The following is a 263-nucleotide window of genomic DNA, read 5'->3' as shown; positions in this document are numbered from 1 at the left end:
GGCTTGAGTGCCTGTGGAACAGCAGTGTTTGTATTAATGATCTGGCGCTGAAAAACATCCAGGTCAATATCGACAGCAAAAAAATGCCCCCTTCTGAACAGGTTGAAGAAGAGGAAGATAGCGGTCCGCTGGATCTCTCCACGCCGTATCCCATCACCCTAACACGGGTGGCACTGGACAACGTCAACATCAAGATTGATGACACCACGGTATCGGTGATGGACTTCACCTCCGGCCTGAACTGGCAGGAGAAAACCCTGACC

The 263-nt window shown here is 51.3% G+C and carries 1 protein-coding gene; it reads left to right on the top strand.

Translation table 11 applies throughout. The annotated features are described in order from the left end of the window. A partial coding sequence (locus tag R2R70_RS20945; RefSeq protein ID WP_410979042.1) for a hypothetical protein occupies window positions 1-263 on the top strand: 263 nt, incomplete at both ends.

Source organism: Cobetia sp. SIMBA_158, assembly GCF_046566945.1.
Lineage (GTDB): Bacteria > Pseudomonadota > Gammaproteobacteria > Pseudomonadales > Halomonadaceae > Cobetia > Cobetia amphilecti.
This window is presented reverse-complemented; position numbering and strand designations above follow the sequence as displayed.